The sequence below is a fragment of the Leisingera sp. ANG-M6 genome (assembly GCF_000813905.1).
Lineage (GTDB): Bacteria > Pseudomonadota > Alphaproteobacteria > Rhodobacterales > Rhodobacteraceae > Leisingera.
The window spans coordinates 24694-44863 of sequence record NZ_JWLG01000014.1; the positions used below are offsets into that span (position 1 = coordinate 24694).

The 20170-nt window shown below is 59.8% G+C and carries 16 protein-coding genes, 3 pseudogenes and 3 riboswitches; of the genes and pseudogenes, 10 read left to right on the plus strand and 9 right to left on the minus strand.

The window, feature by feature from the left end; all coding sequences use genetic code 11:
* Nucleotides 1–7: 7 nt before the first annotated feature.
* The 4 genes and pseudogenes from RA24_RS12180 to RA24_RS12195 form a co-directional block, all read right to left on the minus strand.
* Complete coding sequence (locus RA24_RS12180; protein WP_019294912.1) at nt 8–682, minus strand: DUF1028 domain-containing protein; 675 nt, start codon at nt 680–682, stop codon at nt 8–10.
* A gap of 121 nt (nt 683–803) precedes the next feature.
* Nucleotides 804–1220: a RidA family protein gene (locus RA24_RS12185; RefSeq protein ID WP_019294911.1), complete on the minus strand. Its 417-nt coding sequence runs from the start codon at nt 1218–1220 to the stop codon at nt 804–806.
* Nucleotides 1221–1350: 130 nt separating this feature from the next.
* On the minus strand, nt 1351–2625 hold the full coding sequence (locus RA24_RS12190) for a flavin-containing monooxygenase (RefSeq protein ID WP_039191865.1): 1275 nt from the start codon (nt 2623–2625) through the stop codon (nt 1351–1353).
* Nucleotides 2626–3146: 521 nt separating this feature from the next.
* Nucleotides 3147–3566, minus strand: a pseudogene (locus RA24_RS12195) (IS21 family transposase); the annotation flags it as partial.
* A 124-nt stretch (nt 3567–3690) separates the two neighbouring features.
* Here RA24_RS12195 and istA point away from each other — a divergent pair.
* From istA to RA24_RS12235, 9 genes and pseudogenes are all read left to right on the plus strand, one after another.
* A pseudogene (istA, locus tag RA24_RS12200) lies at nt 3691–5438 on the plus strand (IS21 family transposase).
* Nucleotides 5401–6197, plus strand: a pseudogene (istB, locus tag RA24_RS12205) (IS21-like element helper ATPase IstB). Before istA ends, istB begins: the two co-directional pseudogenes overlap by 38 nt.
* Nucleotides 6198–6314: 117 nt before the next feature.
* Entirely contained in the window at nt 6315–6716 is a 402-nt protein-coding gene (locus RA24_RS22265; protein ID WP_152612840.1) for a hypothetical protein, read from the plus strand.
* A 319-nt stretch (nt 6717–7035) separates the two neighbouring features.
* Nucleotides 7036–7246: riboswitch (cobalamin riboswitch) on the plus strand.
* A gap of 265 nt (nt 7247–7511) precedes the next feature.
* Nucleotides 7512–9071 (plus strand): ABC transporter substrate-binding protein, encoded by a 1560-nt coding sequence (locus tag RA24_RS12210; RefSeq protein ID WP_019294577.1) that lies wholly within the window; start codon nt 7512–7514, stop codon nt 9069–9071.
* A gap of 13 nt (nt 9072–9084) precedes the next feature.
* Nucleotides 9085–9846 carry an ATP-binding cassette domain-containing protein gene (locus RA24_RS12215; RefSeq protein ID WP_019294578.1) on the plus strand — a complete coding sequence of 254 codons (762 nt, stop codon included), beginning with the start codon at nt 9085–9087 and terminating at the stop codon, nt 9844–9846.
* The gene (locus RA24_RS12220; RefSeq protein WP_272946432.1) at nt 9833–10621 is read left to right on the plus strand and encodes an ATP-binding cassette domain-containing protein; all 789 of its coding nucleotides are present in this window, start codon (nt 9833–9835) and stop codon (nt 10619–10621) included. The genes RA24_RS12215 and RA24_RS12220 overlap by 14 nt, the downstream gene beginning before the upstream one ends.
* A complete protein-coding gene (locus tag RA24_RS12225) occupies nt 10618–11565 on the plus strand; it encodes an ABC transporter permease (RefSeq protein ID WP_019294580.1) in 948 nt (315 codons plus the stop codon). Before RA24_RS12220 ends, RA24_RS12225 begins: the two co-directional genes overlap by 4 nt.
* Nucleotides 11562–12407, plus strand: coding sequence for an ABC transporter permease (locus tag RA24_RS12230; protein ID WP_019294581.1), 846 nt, complete (start codon nt 11562–11564; stop codon nt 12405–12407). Before RA24_RS12225 ends, RA24_RS12230 begins: the two co-directional genes overlap by 4 nt.
* A gap of 19 nt (nt 12408–12426) precedes the next feature.
* Nucleotides 12427–13329, plus strand: coding sequence for a DMT family transporter (locus RA24_RS12235; RefSeq protein ID WP_019294582.1), 903 nt, complete (start codon nt 12427–12429; stop codon nt 13327–13329).
* 535 nt (nt 13330–13864) lie between these two features.
* On the opposite strand, the gene RA24_RS12240 is transcribed toward RA24_RS12235, so the two are convergent.
* From RA24_RS12240 to RA24_RS12260, 5 genes are read right to left on the minus strand one after another with little or no spacing between them, the layout of a single operon-like run.
* Nucleotides 13865–14515: an energy-coupling factor ABC transporter ATP-binding protein gene (locus tag RA24_RS12240; RefSeq protein WP_019294583.1), complete on the minus strand. Its 651-nt coding sequence runs from the start codon at nt 14513–14515 to the stop codon at nt 13865–13867.
* Complete coding sequence (gene cbiQ, locus RA24_RS12245) at nt 14502–15290, minus strand: cobalt ECF transporter T component CbiQ (RefSeq protein ID WP_019294584.1); 789 nt, start codon at nt 15288–15290, stop codon at nt 14502–14504. Before cbiQ ends, RA24_RS12240 begins: the two co-directional genes overlap by 14 nt.
* On the minus strand, nt 15287–15871 hold the full coding sequence (locus tag RA24_RS12250) for a cobalt ABC transporter permease (RefSeq protein ID WP_019294585.1): 585 nt from the start codon (nt 15869–15871) through the stop codon (nt 15287–15289). The genes cbiQ and RA24_RS12250 overlap by 4 nt, the downstream gene beginning before the upstream one ends.
* Nucleotides 15868–16485, minus strand: coding sequence for a cobalt transporter CbiM (gene cbiM, locus RA24_RS12255; protein ID WP_039151022.1), 618 nt, complete (start codon nt 16483–16485; stop codon nt 15868–15870). Before cbiM ends, RA24_RS12250 begins: the two co-directional genes overlap by 4 nt.
* 10 nt (nt 16486–16495) lie before the next feature.
* Nucleotides 16496–17281: a DUF4198 domain-containing protein gene (locus RA24_RS12260; RefSeq protein ID WP_019294587.1), complete on the minus strand. Its 786-nt coding sequence runs from the start codon at nt 17279–17281 to the stop codon at nt 16496–16498.
* A gap of 143 nt (nt 17282–17424) precedes the next feature.
* Nucleotides 17425–17639, minus strand: a riboswitch (cobalamin riboswitch).
* 278 nt (nt 17640–17917) lie between these two features.
* A riboswitch (cobalamin riboswitch) is annotated at nt 17918–18126 on the plus strand.
* Between the two features lie 160 nt (nt 18127–18286).
* Between RA24_RS12260 and RA24_RS12265 the strand changes: the two genes are divergently transcribed.
* Nucleotides 18287–20170 carry a TonB-dependent receptor plug domain-containing protein gene (locus RA24_RS12265; protein WP_039191946.1) on the plus strand — a complete coding sequence of 628 codons (1884 nt, stop codon included), beginning with the start codon at nt 18287–18289 and terminating at the stop codon, nt 20168–20170.

Genomic DNA, 20170 nt, shown 5'->3' on the forward strand with positions numbered 1-20170 from the left:
CTCCTGTTTATTCGTCGCCCGGCACGCCGTAAGACGGCGCCTCGCGCGGGTCGAGCGCGCGCTGGACATAGGCATCCAGCTGCGGCTTGTAGATATCCCAGGCCGCAGCAATGTTTTCGATCGGGCAATCCCCGGTCCAATCACAGCGCAGGTCGGCCACCGGCCAGCTCACCTTGTCGACCAGTTTCATGCCCGCAGAATGCACCGGCCCGGCCTCGCCGCCAGCTGCCAGCCCGGCCCGCATCGCGGCAATCAGCCGGTCGCCAAGATGGCCGGTTGAAGCCGCGAACCCGTCCACGATGGCCTGGCATACGCCATCGTTGGCCAGCAGGTTGCCACCCGAGGCCACATCCTGGCCTTCTGCTTGCGTCCAGATGCCCAGGGAGTTCGGCCCGGAGTGAATGGCCGTGTCGCCGCTTTTGTCTACGGCCAGCACTTGCCGGTATTCAATGAACCTGCCGCGCCGCTGAACTTCCGCAACCGCTTCAGCGGCGCTCATGCCCTGCTCCATCAGGTCCAGTGCCAGCGGACCGAGGCTTGGATCGGTTACATTCTGGCTTGCGGCAGCGCCAACACCCGCCCGCGCAAATGAACAGCGTGCTGCCACCGCCGGAGAGGAGGACGAAATCGCCACCCCGAACATGCCCGTTTCCGCGCAGCGCGCCACAAGCGAAAATGTCATCGTCTTTCCTCCTCACCAGCCACTGGAAACGGATCCATTCTTCATCTGGCCGGAAATATCCTCGGGGGTGAATTGAGCCGCAGGCTCAAGAGGGGCAGACAGCCCCCTTCCCGCTTCCGGATCAGTCCGGAATAACCGCGGTGCCGTCGATCTCCACCAGCCACTCGGGCCGCGCCAGCGCCTGCACAACCAGGCCGGTCGACACCGGATGCACCCCTTTAATGTATTCGCCCATGGTGCGGTAAACCGCCTCGCGGTGGCGCACATCGGTGATGTAGACGACGACCTTCACCAGATGCTCCATTGTGCCACCGCACTCTTCAATCAACTGCTGGATGTTCTGCATCACCTTGTGAGTCTGCTCCACCGGGTCGTGGCTTTCAATGTTCTTCGCATCGTCCAGGTTCTGCGGGCACTGGCCGCGCAGGTAAACGGTTTTGCCGCCGTGTGTCACCACCGCCTGGCACAGATCATTGTCCAGGTTCTGTTCCGGATAAGTGTCCGATGTGTTGAACTTGCGGATACGGGTATGGGCCATGATGTCCTCCTGGCATGGCGGGATAAAGTGTGCGGCCAGCGTTGTTTTTCTGGTGACTGTCGCACACACGTCGGGGCAGCAAAACTACCGTCTGGCTACCCCTTGCTTAGGCTGCTGCTAAGCGCCGCGCTCAGAGCGCGTCGGCGCGGTGTTCGCCGGGGCCACGATAGCCCTCGTAGTGGCGCTGGATAGCGATCTGGTCAGCCACATGCTTGGCATCATGCCAGACCCCCCAGATAAAGGTCGAGCCGCGCCGAGACTGCCAGGGTAAGCCCAAGAAGTAGACCCCCGGCTCTGCCGAAACTCCGCGCTGATGCAGCGGGCGGCCGCGTTCGTCGAAGGCATCCACTTTCATCCAGGTGAAATCCTGGCGGAAGCCGGTGGCCCAAAGGATGGTAGTGATGCCTTCTGCCGCAAGATCCAGCTCGCGTACCGGGTTGGTCAGGCTGTCCGGGTCGAGGAAGGCCCTGCGCGCCTCCGGCTCCTCTGGCAGATCAACACCAGTGCGTTCGACATAAGCATCTGCCAAGTCCAACATCTTCAAATAGTCGGCATCACCATTGGCAATGTTTTCCGGAAGATCGTCGGCAAACTTCATGGTTCCATTGTCATAGGACTCGGTCAGGCCCAGCAGCGTCACCCCCTCGCCTGCCAGGCGGCGGAAATCCATGGTCTGACCGCCATAGGCGCCGCTGACGGAAATCGTCACATGCTCCTTGCCCGGCTCCAGCGCAGCCTGATCCCACAGGCCCAGCACCCCCAGCCACCAGACAAAGTCGCGGCCCCGGTACATCCGCGGCGGGCGGTCATGCGGCCCCACCGAAAGATAAACCTTGCGGCCTGCCCGGTTCAGCTCATCGGCGATCTGCGCACCGGATGACCCCGCCCCGACCACCAGCACTGCACCTTCGGGCAGCTGATCCGGATTGCGGTAGTGGAAAGAGTGAAGCTGGTTCACCCCTGCGCCCTCGGGCACCACAGGCGGGATCACAGGATGCTGGAATGCGCCGGTTGCCGCCACAATCCGCTTTGTCTCGATCACACCATCCGAGGTTTCGACCCGGAAACCGCCGGTGCCGTCAATACGCCCGGCCCTGGTCACTTCAACTCCGGTGCGGATCGGCGCATTGAACCGTTCCGCATATTCAACCATGTAGTCCGCAACCCTCTCTTTGGCCGGAAAGGCCTCAGGGTCAGTTCCTTCGTACTCCAGGTTCGGGAAACGGTCATGCCAAGCGGGGCCGTTGGCAACCAGCGAGTCCCAGCGCCCGGTCCGCCAGGCCTCTGCAATCCGGTTTTTTTCCAGCACCAGATGCGGTACGCCGTGGCTGGTCAGATGCTCGCTCATGGCCACACCGGCCTGCCCGGCACCAACAACTAGCGTGTCTACCTTTTCTACAGCCATTTCCAAACCCTCTTCTGACACTCCGGCGCGGGCTGCTACCCTACCGGTCTTCCCCATCAGAATGCTCACAACAACAAGTTCGGAAAAAGAATTGTGTGACTTACCCCTGCTTCGGTTGCAGCTAACCAGCAGCTGAAATCAAAATAGACAACTCACGGGGCTTTCGCGGCAAAGCCCTGAAGAAAAACCCTGATCGACGCGGTTTCGCCTGTGCAAACCTGTGGCAACATACAGTATTGTTTGCACTGCTAGTCATTCGGGACATTCCCAAACTGTCTGGGCATGAAAAGCCCTTGAGGATTGGATACACTGTGGGGCACTCGACAGCTGCCCTCAAACTAAAGCACCAATGTTTCGTTCAGATGGTCCAGGCTGAACTAGACTTTTATTCAGCTCAACGCCTTTGCCGACCCGTTCAACCGCTGTGCGCGCGGTCATTGCCCTTGAACCAGTGGCGGGCAATTCCCACTGTCATTAATCCCGCGCTGGGGCACGCCGCCGGAGACCCGGAGCGCATACTAGTGCGCGTCGAACAGCATCTCATGGGATTGCAGAAGGTAGGCTCGGACCAGGAAGGCCCGGCTGTGCGACAGCTTGATATGGGCAATCTGGAGCTTGGTGCGCTCTCCACCGAGAATCGCCCAGTCTTCGCTCCAGTCGAATTGGGAGGCTTCGCCCGGCTGAAACGCCAGCGGAACAAACGTGCCGCGGCCTGACGACTGCTGAACGCGCTGGCGTACCGCGCGCCATGCCCGCATGAAGGCCGCCACCCGCCCGTACGAGCCGGTAAAGCCGAGAGCCGCCAGGTCCACATGCAGCTGCTTAACCGTGCGCCGCTGCTTGCGGGGCTTGCGCGATTGCGCGGCAAGCCAAGCAGACAGCTTGTCCGCGAATGGATCCAGCTTGCTCGGACGCTGCGGGACTTGAAACCGGGGCACAACAGCACCCGAACGTGTGAACAGGCATGCAATTTTGACCCCGTAGCGGGGAAATCGGCGTCCAAAGATGACCCCCTTACACTGATGTGAATCATGCCCTCGAGGTTATCGGGGAGCACAGAGTGGGATGTTGGTCGTGGAGACGATAGCAAAGATCCGGCGGGCGTATTTTCAGGATTGAGGCATTGAGCCGCCATTGGTCCGAGGCCAATGCCGAACAAGCCGATCAAGCAAATCTGCCGGGAACTGCGGGTATCGCGGAATACGGTGCGGAAGGTGATCCGGTCTGGTGTGACGGAAGCAACCTACGAACGCCGCGTTCAGCCTCTGCCAAAGATCGGGCCATGGAAAGACAAGCTCAAAGAGATGTTGGCGGCGAATGCGAGGAAGCCAAAGCGCGAGCGGTTAACCCGCATCCGGATCTTCGAAGAACTGAGAGCCCTTGGATATGACGGCGGCTATGACGCTGTCCGGCGTTACGCGGCCACGTGGTCCAAGGAAAAACAAGAGGCCACCGCGGCCGCCTATGTCCCGCTGATTTTCGATCCGGGCGAGGCCTACCAATTTGACTGGAGCCACGAGATTGTTGTGATCGACGGTGCGACCACCACTGTGAAGGTGGCGCATGTCCGGCTCTGCCACAGCCGCATGCTGTTTGTCCGGGCCTATCCGCGCGAGACGCAGGAGCCTCGCCATTGCCGCTTGGACCAATGGCGCTCCCAATGGCTCGATGTTCGATGCCCATGACAAGGCCTTCGCCTTCTTCGGCGGGGCCTGCACGCGCGGGATCTACGACAGCGGAAATTGTCCGCCACTGGTCCGAGGACAATGGACGCGAAGACGGCGGTAGACACGATCTTCGTTAGCCGCGACCGGGCCTACAATCGGCGCTTCCAGCAGATGTGCGGGCATTATCTTGTCGATCCCGTTGCCTGCACACCAGCATCGGGCTGGGAGAAGGGACAGGTCGAGAACCAGGCAGGCGTTGTCCGGCGTCGCTTCTTCGTGCCCAGGCCCAAGTTTAAGAGTTACGCCGAACTAAACGCCTGGCTCGAGGATCGCTGCGCCGCCTGGGCCAAATCTCATCCGCACCAAGAGCTTCGAGACCGCACGATCTGGGAGGTCTTCGAGGATGAGCGGGCGAGTCTGGTGCCATACGTCGGCCCCTTTGATGGTTTCCACGCTGTTCCGGCATCAGTCTCGAAGACCTGTCTCGTCCGGTTCGACAAGAACCGCTACTCGGTGGATGGCCGCGCCGTCGGCCGGCCAGTCGAGATCCGCGCCTATGCCGAGCGGGTCGAGTTCTGGCAGGACGGCAAGATCGTAGGGCGGCATGAACGAGCCTTCGGGCGCGACAAGGCCATCTACGATCCGCTGCACTACATCCCGGTGCTGGCCCGCAAGCCCCCTCTCGCGCATGCACGCATGCGCTGCCGGGCAGCGGGACGCCCTCAGGAATGGGGCTCCCTTCAAGGACAGGGAGCTGCCATCAGCGATCAGGCGCATTCAGCGCAAACTGGGCAAGGTGCCCAATGGCGACCAGCCCCCTCTCGGGACATTGCTGCGCAATGCCCTGCCGGGCAGTGGATGGTCCAGATCCTGAGAATGATCCCCACCGATGGGCTGGATGCAGTGGATGCTGCCTGTGCCGAAGCGCTGAACGAAGGGGCCTCCGCGGCCTCGGTCGTCACCAACATTCTGGCCCGGCATCGTGAGCCGCCGCTGACCATCGATACGCCGGACGCGTCACGCTGAATGCGTGCCTCTGGCACGACGCGACTGACCTGCGAGCCCGTGGCCGACTGCAAACGCTATGACCGCCTAAGGAGACACATCCGTGGAAAGATCACAGGTGCTGGACGCGTCACGCCGTAGGCGTGCCTCCGGCACGACGAGCCAGCTGAAGCTCTACGGCATGAAGGCCGCCTACGATGAGACCATCGCCACGGCGGTGAAGCGTCAGCACGAACCGCAACAGATCATCCATTGCCCGGCAGGCGCATGCGCAGCATGCTGCCGAGAGGGGGCGATCTGCTGAACGCCGAGATCAGTGAGAAGCAGGCGCGCTCGATCAAATGCCAGATGACGATTGCCAAGCTGCCCCTGGCGAAAGAGGTCGATGAGTTCAGCTTCGAAGGCACGCCGGTCAACGAGGCGCTGGTCCGTGATCTGGCGACCGGAGAGTTTCTGGCGCAGCAACGCAATGTCGTGCTGATCGGCGGCACAGGGACCGGTAAATCCCACCTTGCCGTCAGCATCGCTCGGGCGTGCATCCGCCGCGGCAGACGGGGGCGCTTCTTCAACGTTGTGGACCTGGTGAACAAACTCGATGCGGAAGCCCGCGCCGACCGACAGGGGCGCACGGCAGATCTGCTGTGCCGTCTCGACTTCCTGATCCTCGACGAGCTTGGCTATCTCCCCTTCGCACAAACCGGTGGTCAGCTATTGTTCCATCTCATCAGCCGCCTCTACGAGCGCACATCGATCATCGTGAAGACCAACCTCGACTTCGGCGAATGGCCCTCGGTCTTCGGCGACGCCAAGATGACTACCGCGCTGCTCGACCGCCTTACCCACCATTGCGACATCGTCGAAACGGGCAACGAGAGCTGGCGCTTCAAAACCCGAGAATAGTCGAGCCGACGCTGGCACGATACGGCTTCGCTTGGTGGAGGCTACACCGCATCGGGCCAGCTAACCGCACGTCAAACAGGGGGTCAATTTTGGATGCCTATAGGGGGTCAAAGTTCCATGCCGATTGACACCACTGGCGGAACAGGAGGCGCGAGCGGGGATGTTGGAGACACGAAAAAGGAAAGGTTCTGTCGCAAATGGCAAAACTATGTGTCGCCCGACAATTTGTGTCAAACGTCAGGCAAAGCTGACCCGATGCTGACTGTTTTTAAGGAAAAATTGCCTGCACCTGCCAGGCATTTCCACCCCAATTGTCAAGCATTTCTGACCCAAGACAGGCCGGTTTTCGCTGCAAACGCAGCCAAGGCGCCATCCTGTGTCCTCTTTACGCAGGCAGCTGACGTCGCAGCTTCATGCAATGGACGGCAGGTTCGAGCCCAACTTGTACCTTGGATTTCTTCGCTGCGCGTGCTCGCCGCAACAAAATCGTCGCAACTGCATCATTTTGGGCGCCGCTGAGCGGCGTAAAAAACAGCCGTTCAAGCATGCTGCAGAGAGATCTGTCACCCGAATCCACAGGTCGCCGGACGGAGCTGACTTCCGCCCCAATTGCAGCTAGGGGTGCCCCGAGTGTCGGCTTCGCGCAGGGAAGCCAACTTAATAGAGGCACTGCCTGACAGGCCGGTTCATTACAATACAGGCTACTGAGGCAATTTGGCTGAACCATTAGCTGCAAAGGTCATTTCCATTGAAACTGACCCTCTTGAAACTTGCAGCTTTTGGCCCACCTCGAGCCCTTACCTATTGGTTCGGGGCAATTGACAATTCTGTCAGCGTTCGCCTACCTGCTTTCGATGGTTCCTCAAGGCAAAATGCTGAGAGGATGAAAAGGGAACACGGTGAGGTGTAGCCAACAGGCGCTAAATCCGTGACTGCCCCCGCAACTGTAAGCGGATAGCGACGCCAAGCACCCACTGGCCGTATGGCTGGGAAGGATGGCGCAGCCAAGACCCGCAAGTCAGGAGACCTGCCATCGCGATTTCAACCACACCGGGACGGGGCGTCCTGGAAGGAGGCCTCATGGCACGCATCCTGCGTATCTCGGAAACTTGCTCCCACTGTTTGGGCTTGCTTGGACGTAGCCGCAGGTGCGGTTGCCGTCCCTGACATCATCTTGTCCATGCAGGTTCCGCAGCTGCCTGCCTAACACCTGAGCTGACGCAGCTGTCCACTGAATCAGCGCTTGTTATATTATCACATAACTTGTACACCTCACCCCAAAATTCCCTTGTCAGAAACCTAAGGACCAAGGACATGCCGAATTATTCACGCGCTTTCTGGACCAAAACCCTCGCCGCAACCTGCCTCGCCGCTGCGGCGCTTTTGAGCCCTGCAGCCGCAGAAACCAAATTGGAAATGGTGATTGCCGCGCCGTTTGGCCCCAAAAGCAGCATTCCTGATCCCCGTGCCCGCCAGAATGGCTGGCTCAGCAACCGGGCAGGCGTGTCGGAAACGCTGATTGGTATCGGCTATGACATGACCCTTCAGCCGCGCCTTGCCACCGGTTTTGAAAACCTGTCTGAACGGGAATGGAAAATCACCCTGCGCGAGGGTGTAAAATTCCATGATGGCTCTGCGGTCACCGCCCAGGCTGTCAAAGAGTCGTTTGAAAAGCTGAGCGAAGAGGGCCACCCCGGGAATAACCCGCGCCTGGTCAAGCTTCTGAACATCGAATCCATCGAGCTGGTTGACGATAAAACGCTGGTCTTCCGCACCAGTGCACCGAACTCAGCTTTCCTGTGGTCGCTGACCGAACCGTCGGCGGCTGTCATGAAAGACGGCACCGATGCAATGCCGCTGGTGGGCACTGGTCCGTTTGTCTTTGAAAATGCGGAAACGGACAAAACTTATGTGACCACTGGGTTTGCCGATTACTGGGGCGGCGCGCCGAAACTTGACCGTCTGGTGATCGACGCGATCAGCGACCCTTCGGTTGCGGCACTGGCACTGCAGGCGGGTGATGTTGATCTGGTCACCAACTACCCGGAACCGGATTTCGCCAAGCTGCTTGAAGAAGGCAAAGGCCAGCTGTTCTCGGAGGCAACCGCGCGACTGTTCTTCTTGCAGCCACGGGTGAATGACGGTCCACTGTCCAACCAGACGCTTCTGAATGCCGTTTCGCTGGGCCTGGACCGTGACACCATCGTTGCGGCGACCCTGGCAGGTGTCGGTGGGCAGTCGGCCAATGGCATCTTCCCAGCCAGCATGAAATCCTGGGTAAACGGCGATATCAGCCTGTCCTATGACCCGGCCAAAGCGCTGGCCATGCTGGATGAGGCGGGAATTACCGACAGTGACGGCAATGGCATCCGGGAGCTGAACGGCGAAGACATCGTGCTGAAGATCCGTAGCTACGAAGGCCGGGCTGCGCTGCGGCCGACACTGGAAATCTCGCAGATCATGCTGCAGCAGATCGGTCTGGGCGCGGAAATCGCAATGGGTGAATTCGGCGCAAACAACGAGGCACTTAAAGCTGGCGAAATCGACCTGCACCTACAGGCCTGGGGCACCGCCCCGCAAGGCGATCCGGATTACTTCCCCAGCACATTGGTGGCGACGGATGGCAGCTATAATGTTTCCGGCTACTCCAACCCTGAGCTGGACGCACTGCTTAAAAAGGGCCGTAGCCTGTTTTCAAGCGAAGAGCGCAAACCGGTCTATGCCGAGGTTCAAGCCATTATCAACCGTGACCTTCCGGTGATCCCGCTGTTCCACAAGACACAGGTTTCGGTCGGCAATGGCAAGGTTGAGGGCTACCGCATCCACCCGGCAGAAACCTATCTGGCGAGCCCGGAGCTGGCGATTGCCGAGTAAACAGGCACCTTTGATGAAAATCGAGGCCCTGTCCGCCGAAATTGGCGGGCAGGGTATTCTGCATGATGTCAGTCTTGAGATGGCGCCGACAGAATGGCTGGCGGTTGTGGGCGGCTCCGGTGCGGGCAAATCTACTCTTTTGCGGGCCGTGATGGGCCTGACCCGCCCTGCGCGTCCGACCAGCGGGCACATTCTGTTCAACGGCGCGCAGCGTGCTTTTGCCTCGCCCGCAAAAACCACTCTGGATGGCATTGCATATGTGCCGCAAAGCCCGGCCCATGGCTTTGATCCGCTGCGCCGCCTGCGCTGGCAATGGGACCAGCTGGCCCGCCGCAAAAGGGTAAAACACACCTCACATCAGCGGGACATTCTATCGGCCCTTGGCCTGCCGGATCCGGGCGGTAGCTACCCGCATCAGTGGAGTCGAGGTATGCAGCAGCGTCTGTTGCTGGCGATGGCCCTGATGGATGCTCCGAAACTTTTGATCCTGGACGAGCCGACCTCAGCGCTGGATCCGCTGATTGCATCGCAGGTGCTGCAGGAAACCCGGCGCATCGCCGCGGAACATGAGATCGCGGTGATGATGGTGACCCACGACCTGGCGCTGGCCGCACGATTTGCAGGACGGATTGCAATTATGCAGCGCGGCCGGATTGTTGAGAGCGGAGTTTCTGACATCCTTTTGTCCAACCCGCAGCATACCTATTCCCGCGAGCTAGTGGCGCACCGCTGCTGGGACAAAGCCAAGCCAGAGATCAGCCATGCCGCCGAATGACCCGGTCTTTCAACTCGAAGGCCTGACAGTCAGGGCCGGAGACAAAGTGCTGTTGCAAGATGTTTCCTGTGACATCCAGCAGGGTGGAATGCTATGTGTCATCGGAGAAAGCGGCGCAGGTAAGTCTACCTTGCTGAAAGCCGTGCAGGGGTTTCTGCCCGCAACTTGCCGCAGGCTAGTGTTCACGCCCTCTGGCACGGATATCACCGGGGCTGTGCCAACGCACCCTGGCCTGCCGCAGACCCGCTGGGTAATGCAGGATCCATTGGCTGCTCTGAACCCGCGGCTGACACTTGGCGCCTCTATACAGGAAAGCCTTTACCGCCAAAACCTGACCGTCCAGGAGCGCAAGAGTGCCGTTCTTGCCGCACTGGAAGATGTCCAGCTGGGATCGGAGTTTTACAGCAGGTTCCCTGGTCAGGTCTCTCTGGGTCAGGCACAGCGGGCCTGTCTGGCGCGGGCCTTGATCGCCCGGCCCAAGCTCATCTTTTTTGATGAGCCGCTGAGCGCGCTGGATGCTCTGGTGCAAAAGAAGATCGCCCGCCAAATGGAAGTGCTGCGGCGCAAGACGCAGACCGCATATCTTGTGGTCACCCATGATCTGGGGTTCGCCGCGGCCTATGCTGATAAGGTTCTGGTTCTGCGCATGGGGCAGGTCGAAGCCTATCAGCCATGCGATGAGTTCATTGCCGCACCGGCCAGCCCCTATGCGGAAAACCTGATCGAGGCCGCCCGCAGCCTCGGCACATTGAGCCACGCCAGTGAGGCCGCATGAAGTATTTTCTGTCGCGCCTGCCGGGCCTTGCCTTTGTTCTGTTGGGGATCAGCCTGATTACCTTCACGCTCAGCTATTTCTCCCCCGGCGACCGAGCTGAGGCTATTGCCCATGCGCGCTACCCCGAAGAAATTGCCTTCCCACCAGAACTGCTCCAGGCCATTCGCGCCGAGTTCCACTTAGAGGAGCCGTTCTGGCTCCAGTACCTCTATTGGTTTGGCAATGTGCTGCGCGGTGATTTTGGCCTGTCGTATGCCTCGCAAACGTCGGTCTGGGACATTTTCATTGGCAATCTTGGTGAAACAGTGACCCTGTCGCTAACGTCTCTGGGGCTGGGGCTGGCTGTTGCGTTTCTGTTGGCCAGTCTTGCGGTGCGCCACCCGGGGACATGGCTGGACCGGGCTGCCGTGATGCTCTCCTCAGTTGGCGCAGCCATGCCGAGCTACTGGCTGGGCTTGCTGCTGATCCTGGGCTTTGCCGTGCATCTGGGGTGGTTCCCGTCATATGGCACCGGCACGCCCGCGCATCTGGTGCTGCCAGCGCTGACGCTGGCGTTCTGGGTGATGGCCTCGCAGACCCGTCTGCTTCGCAGCTTCATGCTGGAGGCGGCCAATCAGCCATTTGTCGAAACCCTGCGCCTGCGCGGCATTTCCGAGAGCGAGATCTTCTTTCGGCACGTGCTGCGCCACGCGATGGTGCCCGCTGTGACCATGATTGCGATCGACTTTGCTAGCCTGCTGGAAGGCGCGATCATCGTCGAGCTGACCTTTGCCCGGTCTGGGCTGGGGTCTTTGCTGGCTGGCTCCGTGCTGTCGCGCGACCTGCCTATGGTGATGTTTCTGGTGATGTTCTTTGCCGTTGCTTATGTCGTGATCAATTCACTGGCTGAGGCACTGCAGGCCGCCAGTGACCCGGCGACCCGCACGCAGGAGCAGAGGGTATGAGTGAGGTTCTCCTACAAAAAGGCGCCAAGCTGCCGGACAGCCCGCTGTCCCGGTTCAAGCGCAGAACAGGTCTGGTACTGGCGGTGCTGGCACTGGGGCTGTGCATCGGATTGTGGTTGACACCCTACCAGCCGGCACAGGCGGATTTTCTCAACCGACTGGCGCCGCCTGAACCTGCACACTGGTTCGGCACAGACCATCTGGGCCGCGATATTGGCACCCGGCTGCTTTATGGTGCGTTCTGGTCTCTGGGGCTGGCGCTTGTGGTGTCATTGGCGGGGCTGATCGCAGGGACGCTCGTCGGGCTGCTGGCTGCCCGTTCCGGTTCCTTCCCCGACGCCCTGCTGATGCGAGTGACAGACAGTTTCTTTGCCTTTCCGGAGCTTATCGCAGCGGTTGCCTTTGCCGGGCTGTTCGGCCCCAGCACTGTCAACCTAGTGGTTGCCCTGTCTCTGGTCAGTTGGATGAAATTCGCGCGGCTTGCCCGCAGTCTGGGGTTGACCATCGGAGAACGGGATTTTGTTATTCAGGCCCGCCTGAACGGCCTGACTGACTGGCTGATCCTGTGGCGCCACATTCTGCCGAATGTGCTGCCATCACTGCTGGTTCTTTGGACCAGCAGCTGGTCACGCACGATCCTTGCAGTGTCTGGGCTCAGCTTTCTGGGGTTCGGAGTGCAGCCGCCCACCGCCGAATGGGGGGCCATGCTGCTGGATGGCAAACCCTATATGCAGACCGCTCCTCACATTATGATTTTTCCGGGTCTGGCCGTGCTGGTTTCCGTGCTGGCAATCAATCTGGCTGGAGACAGGCTCCGAGACGTACTGGCACAGACCAGATAACCCACCAAGAGGCAAAACAATGGAAGCCACAGGTATCGCACTGCGCATCGGCGCAACCTTGTTTTTCACAGTCATGGTCGTGTTTGTGAAGCTGCTTGCCGACGAGGTCCCGTTAGGCCAGGTGGTGTTTTTTCGAAGCGCCGTCGCCCTGATACCACTGGTTCTGTTCCTGATGTGGACACGGGACTTTCCTAGCGGTTTGCGGACTAAACGACCCCTGTCCCATATTGCCCGCTGCCTACTGGGCTGCACTGCGCTGTTCGCCTCATTTGCTTCGCTAAAATACCTGCCGCTCGCCCATGCGTCGATCATAGGCTATCTGGCCCCGGTCCTGGCAGTGGTTCTGGCGCGATTCTTATTGGGTGAACAAGTGAACGGGATGCGCTGGTTTGCCGTTGTCCTGGGGTTCCTGGGAATGCTCGTTCTAGTGCTGCCTGGCTTGACTGCTGCGACACCGGATCAACCCTATTTGATCGGAGCAGGCCTGGCCTTCGCCATGGCGATCTTCACGGCCGGTGCCAAAATTCAGATCCGCAGCCTTGCTCAAACGGAAAACGCCGGAGCCATAGCCTTCTACTTTGCACTGACCTGTGCAGTGGCTGGGGGAGTTTCTGTGTTTTGGGGCTGGGTCCAGCCTGACTTTCTGCAGCTGGTCTACCTCTGCGGTGCAGGAATTGCAGGTGGCATTGCCCATATCATGATGACCCTTGCTCTGCAGCACAGCGAAATCTCAAAACTCGCACCATTCGAGTATCTGTCGCTGATTTTTGCCGTTTTAGCGGATTTCATGCTGTTCCGGCTTGTCCCAGACGGTGCTTTCTACCTTTCGACGCTGATGATCCTGGCCGCGATGTGGGCGATTACATTCAAAGACCGTGCAAAAGGAAGATCACCTGGACGGGAGCCAAGCAAACAAATGTAGGCTAGTTGCCTCACAACATAGTCTTTCATTGGAAATACCATAAACGACGGCTTTTTGCTGATCACGAAGTATGAAAATGGCGCAGGCGGCGAGCCAACTTTTGACCGCAAAGGGGCTCTCTTTTGCTGACTGCTCACGCGGCGAATCCGATGGCTCTGAGGCAACAGAAGCGGCCACCCAGAGTTACGGCCAAGTCCTTGAAATCGTGCGACCTGGAACGGTGACCAGACGTTCCCGTATCGGCAGCAGATGTTCGTGTGGCAGACGGCGAAATTTGACTGTGAGCCCAACTTGCTCATTGGCATTTCTCGCTGCGCGCGCTTGCTGCACACTGGATATCGCAGATGCAGAAAATTGCGCGCTGCCCCGCGGCGTTCAACGCGGCCATTGATCGGCGTTGCAGCATAGGTTGATCAGAGACGGATCAGGGACCGGACTTTGCGGATATTGGCCGCATTCGCAGCATGGCTAACCAGGAGCGGCGGTTTTTTAGCAGGAAGCGTGTGTGCTAAAGCCCTGTTCAGCCAAAAAACCGCTATACCCTTGTAAGTGTCCGCTCCATCAGGTGATACCCTGTTGGAGCAATCTGTTCACGGAACTCAGGATCATGGCTGACCAGCAGAACCGCCTGGTCGAGCTCTTTCAGAATCTCAGCCAGCCGTGCATAATTTTCTGGATCCAGCGCGTTGGTCGGCTCATCGAGTATGAGCACTTCCGGTTCCATTGCCAGAACCGTGGCCAGCGTCACCAGCCGTTTCTCACCGCCCGACAGCTTGTGGGTGACCCGGTCACGCAGGTGCATCAGCCGCAGGCGTGACAGTATTGCATCAACCACCGCCAGGGCTTCCTGCTTGGACTTGCCTAGGTTCAGCGGGCCGAAGGCGACATCTTCGGCCACAGTCGGGCAGAACAGCTGGTCATCGGCGTCCTGGAAAACGAACCCCACACGGCGGCGCACTTCGTGAAAGTCCGGTTCGCTGTTGCAAGGTTTTCCGAATGCTGTGACAGAACCGCTATCGGGTGCAATCAATCCCATGATGATTTTTAGGAGCGTGGATTTCCCTGCTCCATTTGGTCCGACAATCGACAGCCGTTCTCCCGCATTGAGCTTCATCGAGGCGCCTTCCAGCACCGGATCAAGCCCAGGGTAGGCAAAATGAATATCATTCAGATCAAGAAGCGGCATAAAAGGCCTCTGCCCAGATCAGGGCGGCAAGGGCGGCGGTAAGTGCCGCGGCAAACAACAGGTCCGCCCTGCGCAGGCGGAAGTCTTCCAGGAGGATGATACGGCCGGAGAAGCCCCGGCATTTCATCGCCGCCAGAATGCGTTCCGACCGTTCAATGGCGCGCACCAGCATCATCCCCACCAGATAGCCGTAGCTGCGGTAGGTGTGCCAGTTGGTGCCGGGGCGGAAGCCGCGCAGCTTCATCGAGGTGCTCAGGCGCTGGTATTCCTCGCGCAGGACATCGATGTAGCGGATAGTGAACATCATCAGATGCACCAGCCGCTCCGGCGTCTTGAGGGCAAAGAGAGCATGTCCCATCGTCACGGGCTCCATGGACCCGACCAGCGTCATGACCGCCAGGATGACGGCATTTGCGGTCAGGGCAATCTCGGCCGCGCGCCGCAGGCCTTCCCAGCTCGCCTCCAGCCCCCAAACAGAAAGGACTGGGGTGCCCGGAACAGTGAACGGCAGCAGCACCAGCATGAAGATGATGAAACTGTCCATCATCGCCATCCGCTTCAGCGTCTTCCGGGGCGGCAGCCCGGAGAAAGCCAGTAGCCACATCGACAGGCCAAGCGCAGCTGACAGCACCCAAAGGTTGCTAAGGGAGACCACCACAACGGCATAGACCGCGGTCATTACGATGCGCATCCGCGGGTCAAGCGCGGTGACCTTGGCGCGGAAGGCACCGATGCCACTGAGCGGCCTTTCGGCGCCTGTCAGGACATAGGTCATGCTTTGCCACCGATTCTGCGCCGCGCAGCGATGTAAAAGCCCAGACCAAAAAGACCAAAGATGTAGCCGATGCCGCCAAGAACAGACTGAAAATCGGACTTGTTCTTAAACGCGGTAAGCTCCTGCCGAAGCGGGCGCAATTCATTGCGCATCATGGTGGCAAGCTCAGCGCGGGCCTGATCGGACAAACCGGCAGACCTGGAGGCCGAAGTGACGTCTGCGGTGCTAGTCGCCGCAAGCGCTGCCATGCTTGGGCTTTGGCCCATGATCTGTGCGACCTCTGCGGCGTCCATGATCACTTCGGCAACATGGCCGGCACCAAGGTCGCCGCGGAAGATATGCGTCACCGGTTCTGACGGGGTGAACAGGAAGAAGCCGTCAGCGTCGGTCCTGGTTTCACCCAGTTTGCCGCCAGCCTCGTCAAAGACCTCGATCAGCAAGTCCGCAGCCATATCACCATTGGAAAAGCCGACCTCGCCCTCAATGTCCGATCCAGATGGAAACACCGAGGAAATCACATTGTGCGCCAATGCCGGCAGCGGTGCCAGCAGGGCAAGGATCAGCACGCAGGAGCGGATCATGCCAGGCTTCCTTTCGTGTCAACAAACAGTTCGGGCTTCACCCGCCGGGCCAGGAAAATGGCGGCGCCGGACAACAGCGCCTCGATCAGCATCACTGGGATATGGGAAAAGAACACAAGCTTGGCGGCAAGGATGAACTCATCACCGGACAGCATCAGCGATACTGCGACTGCGAGGGTTGTGAAGGCAATTGCTGCACCGCCGCCAATGCCGCCCCAGATAGCCCCCTGCAGCGGCGAGCCGCGCGCCACCAGCGGCCGGAACATCAGGCCGACCAGAACAGCGGGCAGGGCAATATTCACGGCGTTCACGCCCAACACGGTCAGCCCGCCGAAGCCGAAGAAGACCGCCTGCAGGAGAAGCCCGACAAACAAAGCCGGGAACGCGGCCCAGCCCAGCACCAGCCCGGCAAGGCCATTTAGGATCAGGTGAACCGAACTGGGCCCGATCGGGACATGGATCAGGGAGGCCACAAAGAAACTGGCCGACAGAACACCCGCCGCGGGAATCCGCTCCAGCGGCAGGTTGCGCAGACCCATGGCAATACCGCCGACGGCGGCAACCGCGCCGCCGATCACAACCGGGTTCGACAGTGCGCCGTCTACGATATGCATCGGTCTACTTTCACTTCAGCTCTTCTGCGTGGATCCACAGAACAGCATCCTGGCTGAGTTCCTTGCCGTCGTGCTCGGTCGCCGGACCGGACCCGAGTGCCGCAAAGCCCCAGTAGCCTGCTTTCGGAATGCCAAAGGAAAAAACGCCGTTCTGGTCGGCGATGGCAACAATTGCGCCGCCCGGCATCTCACCCACGGTGGGATCAGTGGTTGAGAATTTTTCCAGATCCGGCTCCGACGCCATGAACTCGACTTCGATCTCGGCACCCGGAACCGGCTTGCCGTCCGCCAGAACCTGACCGGAAAAGGTGGAGCCTACGATGACGTTATAGGGCTTGTTCAGCGGCAGGATCTCGGTCGCCAGGCCAGCCGGCTGGTCCCAGTCTGTGGGCAGCGTGTTGCGGTTCAGCACGACCTTGGAGATCTGCTGGATATAGATGTCTTCACTTTCCTCGTAGTAAGGCGAAGGGACCGTCACCACGACATAGTCGCCGGACCGCTTGACCGGGACCGAGGCCTTGTAAGCCGAAGCTTCGTTTTCAGCCCCTTTGAAGGTGGCGGGTTCCAGGCGGTCCGACAGGTCGGTCTTTTCACCTTTGTGGATCATGAAAAACTCTTCCGGCTTGCCCATGTCCATCGCATGGCCGTTGGCCATCGGGTGCCAGAACACCAGGCCCATCGGCACGTCGCCGGGCTTTTCGATCAGCGCTTGTTCAGTGTAGTTCAGCTGGAAATGCGCCGAAGCGGTAACCGGCAGGGAAACGGCCAGAGCAGCGGCCAGGTAGTTCAGTTTCATTTCGTCCTCATTCGACGATACAGGCGCACCTGCAATCAGGAATGAACAACGGGGAGTAGCGGCACGGAAACGCCTGAACGGCACACGCGCCAGACGCGCACCCCGGCGTCCGGTGGAAAAGGGCAGTAACCCCGCAAGCGGAGCCTCAGTCCCCGTGTCCGGCAGGTCTCCTGACTCGCGGGTCCTGGCTCGGCTGGCCTTCCCGGGGATGTTCCCAGTGGCGTATTCAGCGTCACTCACCGCTCACAGTTGCGGGGGCAGTCACGGATTTGGTCCCTTTTGGGTACGCCGCACCGTGTTCCCTATTTCTTCCGCTGCGCATTGAAACACTCGCGGAACCGGTCACCTTGGCTGAATGGCAAACCGGAATTTCTGAGTCAAGAGAATCATGTTCTGTTCACTTGGCCGTCCGGTGCCGATGGTTTTTCTCCTGCAGTGCTGCAGGGATCAATAGGCAGGCATGTTCCTATCAGAGGAACGGGGAAACACCGCTGCCTTTCGAAGTTTTTTGTATGCGTAATCAATCATCGTCACTTGAAAAATTGGAAAGGCAAATTCGGCGATATGGATGCCAGCCCAAGGCCATTTCTACTCAGGTTGCGAATTCTCCCGCTTGACAGAATAAGTTCAGTTTGCCTAAGTCCCGACCATTCTGGTCCGGCTGGGAGACCACCCGGTTAAAAGGGAACACGGTGAGGTGTAGCCAACAGGCGCCGAATCCGTGACTGCCCCCGCAACTGTGAGCGGAGAGCAATGCTGCGGTATGCCACTGCCCCAAGGGGCGGGAAGGCGCAGCAAAGCCTCGACCCGCAAGTCAGGAGACCTGCCAGGATGATCACCCTATCGCGGTGCGGGGCGCGCCGAAGATAACGGACCTTCCGTAGTGGTGGCAGTTTTCACCGTCTGCGGGGGCATTGCCTTCCAAAGACCAAAATTATGAACATGCTGCCCGGTATGGGCAGCCGCTTGGCCTGTGCTTGCTGCGTGGGCCGGGAGGAATGGAATATGCGCAAGGCAAGCCTGTCCCTGGCCGCCGCCCTGGCCGCCGCCCCTGTAATCGCAACCGCTCAGGATGAAGAAGTCACCGATCTGGGGGAGATCATCATCTCCGGCGGCTTCACGCCGGTCGAGGCCCAGAAGTACGGCCGCTCCGTCTCGGTCCTGACCAGCGAGGAGATCGATGATCGCGGCATCACCACCGTCCAGGACGCGCTGCGTTCGGTTCCCGGCCTGATGGTGAACGGCTCCGGCGACAGCTTTACTCAGGTCCGCATCCGCGGCGCAGAAGCCAATCACACGCTGATCCTGATCGACGGCGTCGAAGCCTCGGGCGGTGACAGCGAGTACATTCTGTCCGGCCTGGACACTGCCAATATCGAGCGGATCGAAGTCCTGCGCGGCCCGCAATCGGTGTTCTACGGCTCCAACGCCTCGGCCGGTGTGATCAACATCATCACCAAGTCCGGCGGCATCGGCACGGAATACGGCGGCAGCGCGGAAGCGGGGTCCGACGGCTACCGGGCCTCGGCCCGGGTTTCGTCGCGGACCGAGCGCGGCGGTATCGCCTTCAGCTTCGCCCATGACAATGACGACGGCTATGACACCTCGGGCGATGGCGGTGAAGAAGACGGCATCCGCCGCAATACACTGCAATTGAAAGGCGACTACCTGGTCACCGACCGGCTGAAACTTGGCTTCAACTTCCGCACGTCGGATGAACGCTATGACAGCGACCGCACCTCCTTCACCGCAACGGATGCGGCCAGCTATGTCGTGGATGATCCGACGCAATTCAGTGACCGGGATGAGCAACTGGCGCAAGTCTATGCTGAACTGGACACATTGGGCGGCCGCCTGAAACACCGCCTGTCAATCGAACGCACTGACTTTGACCGGTCCTTCAATGGCGGCACCCCGACCGAGACCAAAACGGAAGCAGCAAAGTACCTGCTGAGCTTCGGCCTGGACGGGCAGTTAGCGGATCAAGCAGACCACCTTCTTAACGCGATGCTGGAATGGGAAAAGGACTCCAGCAGTTCCAACCCGGCCTTTGCGCGCGAAACCAATTCGATTGCCCTGGAATACCGCGGCAGCTTTGCCAACGGCCTGGACCTGCAGCTCGGGGTGCGCCACGACAACAACAGCGTATTCGAAGACGCCACCAGCTGGACCGCCAGTGCTTCTTACACTTTTGCAGACAGCGGTGTGCGCCTGCACAGCTCGGCTGGAACCGGTGTTGTGAACCCCTCTTACTTTGAGCTGTTTGCCAACAGCACATTCGGCTCCACCACCTATCTCGGCAATCCGAACTTGCAGCCGGAGGAAAATCGCAGCTTCGATTTCGGGATTGAGGTGCCGTTCCTTCAAGGGCGCGGCCTGGTTGATGTGACCTATTTCGACGAGACGCTGACAGGCGAGATCGAGAGCTACATGGTGAACGCAACCACGTTCTCCTACCGCAACCAAGCCGGTGACAGTGATCGCAAGGGTGTTGAGCTGGCAGCAAGCCTGGAAGCCAGCGAATACCTCGATCTGCGTCTGTCCTACACCTATCTGGACGCCACCAACCCCGATGGCTCGGTCGAGATCCGCCGCCCGGAGCACGAGCTTCTGCTGAGTGCCACACTGGATACTTTCAATGGCCGCGGCTCTGTCACCGCGGACATCCGGCATGTGGCAGGCAATTGGGACAGCCAGTTCTTTGACTCGTTTGCCACCGCTGAGCTGCCGGATTACACAACCTTTGATGTGGCTGCTCAGTATGAGCTGACGGATAACGTGGTGCTGACTGGGCGCGTCACCAACCTGTTCGACGAGGACTACGCCGACGTCTGGGGCTACGCCAAGCGCGGCCGCGCCGCCTATATCGGCGTGCGGGCCTCGTTCTGA